At 43.8% G+C, this 6,102-nt stretch carries 6 protein-coding genes and 1 rRNA gene; 4 read left to right on the forward strand and 3 right to left on the reverse strand.

The window, feature by feature from the left end; genetic code table 11:
• The first annotated feature begins 61 nt into the window (after positions 1 to 61).
• Positions 62 to 1,162, forward strand: coding sequence for a permease (locus tag CWO13_RS04685; RefSeq protein ID WP_108082606.1), 1,101 nt, complete (start codon positions 62 to 64; stop codon positions 1,160 to 1,162).
• Positions 1,163 to 1,268: 106 nt separating this feature from the next.
• Here the strand turns inward: CWO13_RS04685 and CWO13_RS23625 are convergent, their stop codons facing one another.
• Positions 1,269 to 1,751 carry a hypothetical protein gene (locus tag CWO13_RS23625; protein WP_258186363.1) on the reverse strand — a complete coding sequence of 161 codons (483 nt, stop codon included), beginning with the start codon at positions 1,749 to 1,751 and terminating at the stop codon, positions 1,269 to 1,271.
• A gap of 330 nt (positions 1,752 to 2,081) precedes the next feature.
• The gene (locus tag CWO13_RS23630) at positions 2,082 to 2,228 is read right to left on the reverse strand and encodes a hypothetical protein (protein ID WP_240698786.1); all 147 of its coding nucleotides are present in this window, start codon (positions 2,226 to 2,228) and stop codon (positions 2,082 to 2,084) included.
• Positions 2,229 to 2,609: 381 nt separating this feature from the next.
• Between CWO13_RS23630 and CWO13_RS04695 the strand changes: the two genes are divergently transcribed.
• Complete coding sequence (locus CWO13_RS04695) at positions 2,610 to 2,912, forward strand: hypothetical protein (RefSeq protein ID WP_076656387.1); 303 nt, start codon at positions 2,610 to 2,612, stop codon at positions 2,910 to 2,912.
• Between the two features lie 113 nt (positions 2,913 to 3,025).
• Here the strand turns inward: CWO13_RS04695 and trmY are convergent, their stop codons facing one another.
• Complete coding sequence (gene trmY, locus CWO13_RS04700; RefSeq protein WP_102393465.1) at positions 3,026 to 3,625, reverse strand: tRNA (pseudouridine(54)-N(1))-methyltransferase TrmY; 600 nt, start codon at positions 3,623 to 3,625, stop codon at positions 3,026 to 3,028.
• 256 nt (positions 3,626 to 3,881) lie between these two features.
• On the opposite strand from trmY, the gene CWO13_RS04705 reads away from it, so the two are divergent.
• Entirely contained in the window at positions 3,882 to 4,406 is a 525-nt protein-coding gene (locus CWO13_RS04705; RefSeq protein ID WP_102431737.1) for a DUF3087 family protein, read from the forward strand.
• A gap of 558 nt (positions 4,407 to 4,964) precedes the next feature.
• Positions 4,965 to 6,102, forward strand: a 16S ribosomal RNA gene (locus tag CWO13_RS04715); the annotation flags it as partial.

Here is a 6,102-nt window from a genome sequence, read left to right on the forward strand (position 1 = left end):
AAATTAAGGGTTGGTTACTTTTCTCATAGAGTCCGGCCTTCAATCCAGTTTGGAGTTAATTATGAGCAATGAAATGTTAACAATGCTAAAAGACGCACTTGATATGTTCGCCTTCTTAGCAGTAGAGCTAATCATCCTTTTTTTGGCGATCAGCTACATTGTTGGGATTCTGCAAGAGTTTCTTACGCCAGAAAAGATTCAATCGATTCTGAGCTCGCGTAACGGCAAGGGTTATGTGGTTGCAGCGCTACTAGGTGCGATTACGCCTTTCTGTTCATGTTCGACGATTCCTTTCCTTAAAGGGTTGCTGCGTGCACGAGCGGGTTTTGGGCCAATGATGGTGTTCCTATTCGGTAGCCCACTATTGAACCCAGTGATCATTGGTTTGTTCGTGATTACGTTTGGTTGGCAAGTGGCTGTGTTCTACTTCTTAGTCGCAATGACAGTATCGGTAGTCGCAGGTTACGCACTTGAGAAGCTTGGCTTTGAGCGTTACGTAAAACCTGAAGCGTATGAATCGACAGGTTCTGCTTCAAGCTCTGGCACTAGCTGTGGAGATTCTGCTCCTAAGAAAGCAGCGCCAGCGAAGGCAGCGTCTTCATGTGGTACAAGTGCATGTGGTGAACCTGCACCAGTAATGGCAAAAGAAACATCTTGCTGTGATTCGAAAAAAGAAGAGCCACAAGTGACCGTTTCATGCTGTTCAGCAGATGGAAGCGCAACTGCTGAAATCGTAGAGAAGAAAGAGCCTAGCCGTTGGATGAGAATTTGGTTCTCAACTTGGAAAGACTTCAAACAAGTTTTCCCTTACCTAATGATGGGTATTGCGATTGGTTCATTTATCTACGGCTTCATTCCTACAGACCTAATTGCACAGTATGCTGGCGAAGGTATGTGGTATGCGATTCCAGTAGCAGCTGTGATTGGTATCCCATTGTACATTCGTGCTGAAGCGGTAATCCCATTAAGTGCAGCTCTGGTACAAAAAGGTATGGCGCTAGGTTCGGTAATGGCATTGATCATTGGTAGTGCAGGTGCAAGTTTGACAGAAGTTATCCTGCTTAAATCAATCTTCAAGAACCAAATGATTGCAGCATTCCTATTCGTTATCCTAAGCATGGCGATGGGTGCAGGCTTCCTATACAGCTTTATCTTTGGTTAATCAGGTCTGATTCCTAGATAACTCCATTGATAGCAAGATATAGATAATAAAAAAGAGCTCACTTAGTTGAGTTCTTTTTTGTTTAACTGCTTATCAAATAGGAATATCAGACTGGGTTTGGTAGCGCGGCAGAAGTACCGTGTGCAGCAAAAGCATTAGTGGCTAACACATCACAGTGATGACGATTAATGGCATCGCCGTAATTGTTAGTGATTCCGGGGAACTGAAAGCGATACATCGGGATACCGTAGCGGCGCTCTCTTTGCTGACCGATTCGATCTTTGCTTGTCCACAGCAGTCGGTTCTTTGCCGTATAAGTCATACCGTGCATTTTATTGAAATATTCTTCATGACTGCGCATTTGCTCGTACAGTTCGATAATGCGTTGTCGAGAGAAGTTCAATGTTGTGCTCGGTTTAAGCTGCGTGCCCCAACCCGTTAATACCTTTTCCATGAAATCTCTTGTTACCAGTCCTGGATCGGTAAGTAACCCCGCGCCTTTACTTCCGCTGGAAGTATTGGCATTACTTACCAAAGTGCCGTGTCGGGCGGGCATGTAGGTTGTGTAGTATTTAATTGAAGGAGACAAGCGAGGCATTCTTGCTTTGACGCTCGATCGCAATGTTCTGTTGGCGCGCTGCCATACCGTGTTTCAGGTCAGCCGCTAATTCCTGTGAATCTTTTAACCAATCTTGATACTTTTAGTTGGTTGCAAAAGGCCAAGCTGATTTTGCAGGGCGAGATTCACTAAGCAGTCCTTTGGCTCACTTCATGTAGTCATTTTTATCTTGTTGGCTCCCGCGCAAGATATTCAGCACATGGCGCTGTCGATACCTTTGCCTAGCAACGTTCCTTTAACTCCGGAGTACATGTCATCTTTGCCTTGCTTCAACCATTCGTTTTGATTCCCACTGCCAACTCAATCCACTTTAATGTAGTCAATCATGTCTCTGCCAGTCGTATTCTTCGCTAACGTAGAAATCAACTCGCCTGACACGTAGTTTTTATGATTATTGTCTTCTGAGTTGGACCCTGTTCCACAGAAGAATACGGTAAAAATTGACATACATTCCCTTAAATTAATTCACCGGATTTATCGGAAGTATAACTTTCGAATCAAAAGGTTGTAGAGAAATGTCTATTTATTCGCAAAGGTCAGACCAAAGGCATTAGAAATGGAACCAAGCGCAAGTTTTATAAATGAGTTGTTTGGTCAGTTCTATTGGACTCTTGAGCTCGGTTATACCCGTCAAGAAAGATCAATCGAAGTGTCACAATACTCAACGCTATTTTGTCTAGTATCAAACAGCAGGCTGATTTTGCTCTAGTACCGAAATCTGAAACCTACACTTTGTATAGATACTTGTTGTTCAGGGGCAACCTATGAATTTCGGGTAATTTATAACAGATCGCTTACGAGCTTAGATTGAGGTTTATAGGAGGGAGTATGTTCGCAATACATAGGGAATATGAGTTACAGAATCAGCAACATTTTCATGCCCACATTCAAGTAAAGCCAACCGGAAACTTAGAGTTTGAGATTTTAGAGTCTCATGAACATCATGATACCGACTTTAATCACTTGTCTTTTGAAGCTGAAAAAGGGAAGACTAAAGTGCTTGGACGAGATGAAAGTGGTCAACAGACAGATTGGCAACTTTTATTGGCAGAGGAAGATGCAAAAGAGCTTAATCATCTGGTGGTGTTGGTGTCTGAACAATATGAGACGTTAATGCGAGATCTCATGTGACGGAACAAGCTGGCGATAAACTACAATTGATTATCGGCACACCAAAATCAAAAGCCCGGTGAATAACCGGGCTTTGTTCACTGTGGTTTGTTAACTGTAATTGTGTTTTCGAGTTAGAAACCGCGAATATCTAGCTCATTGTTGATCAACACGACGCACTGAGAAGCGAACAGCATATTTGGACCCAAACTGATTTTCTCTGTTCCTAGACGTTTTAAGCTGTTGTAGCTTTTCTTCGGCATAGGGATGTGGTCAGTCAGAAGGAAACATGGGTTTTCAGCAATCTCTGCATCACGGATAAAGTCGCCTTTCTTATCCATCATGTAGAGCTGGTGGTCTTCAGCTAGCTCTTTAACTAGCTTTTCAAAACTCATAGTACGAACAGTGATACCCGATTCAACCTGACGCGTCTGTTCTTTTGTCATACCTTGAGAAGCGTCAACCGCTCTTACTACCGCAGACAACAATGCTGACTCGTGGAAGCCACCAATATTGGTGATCTCGTTTGAATCGAATGTAATCGTACGTGAAAAGTCTTTAGTACTTTCTAATACAAGGTGTACGGTGACATTCTCACGGTGAGATTGAGCAACGAAGATCGTGTTCATCAGAGTATGAGCCAGAATCTCAGTATGAGCATCTTGCCCAACACCTTCTAAGATAAGTTTGCTCTCTGTAGGGGCTGCGCGAGCGCGTAATACAAATGAACGCATGGAATGTACCTTGTCAGTATGTGATAAAGCGAAACGGGCTTTATCAACATGAATTGATGAATAACCAAAATTGTGGCGGTATGTAACTCTTTTCTATTAATGAAGTCAAATAGAGTTGCGTATAGCGCCAACCAGAAGAACTCTGCGTATTAAATAGAGAATGACCACATTACAAGATGGTAAGGGTTGAAGCGACCCAATGTTTACGTAGATAGTATGCGCAAATTATTAGGTGACTTACATAAGGAAGTAGTCGATGAAGTTACAGAAGATTAATAAAGAAGAATATAGAAAGAAGATGAACCTGCTGTTGGTTTCGTTGGTTGGGTCACTCGCAGTGTTCGCCATTGTATTCGGAACCATACTGATCGAGCTATTCGGTTCAGGGCAATCAATCGCAGGCGAATCGACAGGTAATTTCCACTTGAACGTATTAGGTGTGATCTTATCAGTCGCATTGAATGCATTTATCGCGAGTCGTGTAAAAGGGCATGATTACTTCAAAGAAGCGCTTTATATATGGAACCTTAAACAAATCCATAATCAAATCTATCGTAAGCTCAAGCGTATTCACCCCAAAGCTGAGCAAGGCGACCGAGACGCGCTGACCATCCTTTATTTCTATTACACCACGCAAAAACAGGTATACGACCTAGACAACAACACATTGACGATAAAAACAGTTCAGCAATCGCTAGATAACATCCTAGAACTGAGTGAGAAATGGAGCATTGAGCTAGATATAGAGGCTTTTTCGAAAGATCTAATCGCAAAGTTTTAAGTAATACACCCACTATTGTATGAGCTTTGAGCTATGAAAGAGCCTTTTGACGTAAAAGTAGCCACTTAAGCAAGTTTTTTTGAATTTTTATCAAAAAAGGGGTTGCCATGTTTTCGATGATCTCTATAATGCCGCCTCACTGACACGGCAGATGCCATAAGGCTTCAGCGGTAATCAGTAAGACGAAAAGTTCGAAAGAAATTAATTTTAAAAAGTGTTTGACACTTAAGATTAAATCGCTAGAATTCACGTCCGCTTTCAAGGGTTTCTTTGTAAAAAGAAAGTTTCGACAAGCAAAGCTCTTTAACAATTTAAACCTATCAATCTGTGTGGGCACTCGTTGATGAATATCAAAACGTTATTACTTAGGTAGTAACAGTTACTTCGGTAACAAAATTGATTTCAATGAACTGAGTGACCAATACGTTTAACTACTTGTAGTTATTCGGCACAGTCAATTCATTATCATTCTGTTGGAATGGTAATAGCTTTAGAATTACATGTTTACTTCGGTAAATATTAGTTTTGAAGTCAGTATTCGTTGAGTCACAAAATCTTAAATTGAAGAGTTTGATCATGGCTCAGATTGAACGCTGGCGGCAGGCCTAACACATGCAAGTCGAGCGGAAACGACATTAACAATCCTTCGGGTGCGTTAATGGGCGTCGAGCGGCGGACGGGTGAGTAATGCCTAGGAAATTGCCTTGATGTGGGGGATAACCATTGGAAACGATGGCTAATACCGCATAATGCCTACGGGCCAAAGAGGGGGACCTTTGGGCCTCTCGCGTCAAGATATGCCTAGGTGGGATTAGCTAGTTGGTGAGGTAATGGCTCACCAAGGCGACGATCCCTAGCTGGTCTGAGAGGATGATCAGCCACACTGGAACTGAGACACGGTCCAGACTCCTACGGGAGGCAGCAGTGGGGAATTTTGCACAATGGGCGAAAGCCTGATGCAGCCATGCCGCGTGTATGAAGAAGGCCTTCGGGTTGTAAAGTACTTTCAGTTGTGAGGAAGGGGGTGTAGTTAATAGCTGCATCTCTTGACGTTAGCAACAGAAGAAGCACCGGCTAACTCCGTGCCAGCAGCCGCGGTAATACGGAGGGTGCGAGCGTTAATCGGAATTACTGGGCGTAAAGCGCATGCAGGTGGTTCATTAAGTCAGATGTGAAAGCCCGGGGCTCAACCTCGGAACTGCATTTGAAACTGGTGAACTAGAGTACTGTAGAGGGGGGTAGAATTTCAGGTGTAGCGGTGAAATGCGTAGAGATCTGAAGGAATACCAGTGGCGAAGGCGGCCCCCTGGACAGATACTGACACTCAGATGCGAAAGCGTGGGGAGCAAACAGGATTAGATACCCTGGTAGTCCACGCCGTAAACGATGTCTACTTGGAGGTTGTGGCCTTGAGCCGTGGCTTTCGGAGCTAACGCGTTAAGTAGACCGCCTGGGGAGTACGGTCGCAAGATTAAAACTCAAATGAATTGACGGGGGCCCGCACAAGCGGTGGAGCATGTGGTTTAATTCGATGCAACGCGAAGAACCTTACCTACTCTTGACATCCAGAGAAGCCAGCGGAGACGCAGGTGTGCCTTCGGGAGCTCTGAGACAGGTGCTGCATGGCTGTCGTCAGCTCGTGTTGTGAAATGTTGGGTTAAGTCCCGCAACGAGCGCAACCCTTATCCTTGTTTGC

It is taken from the genome of Vibrio sp. ZF 223 (assembly GCF_003050585.1).
Classification (GTDB): Bacteria; Pseudomonadota; Gammaproteobacteria; order Enterobacterales; family Vibrionaceae; genus Vibrio; species Vibrio crassostreae.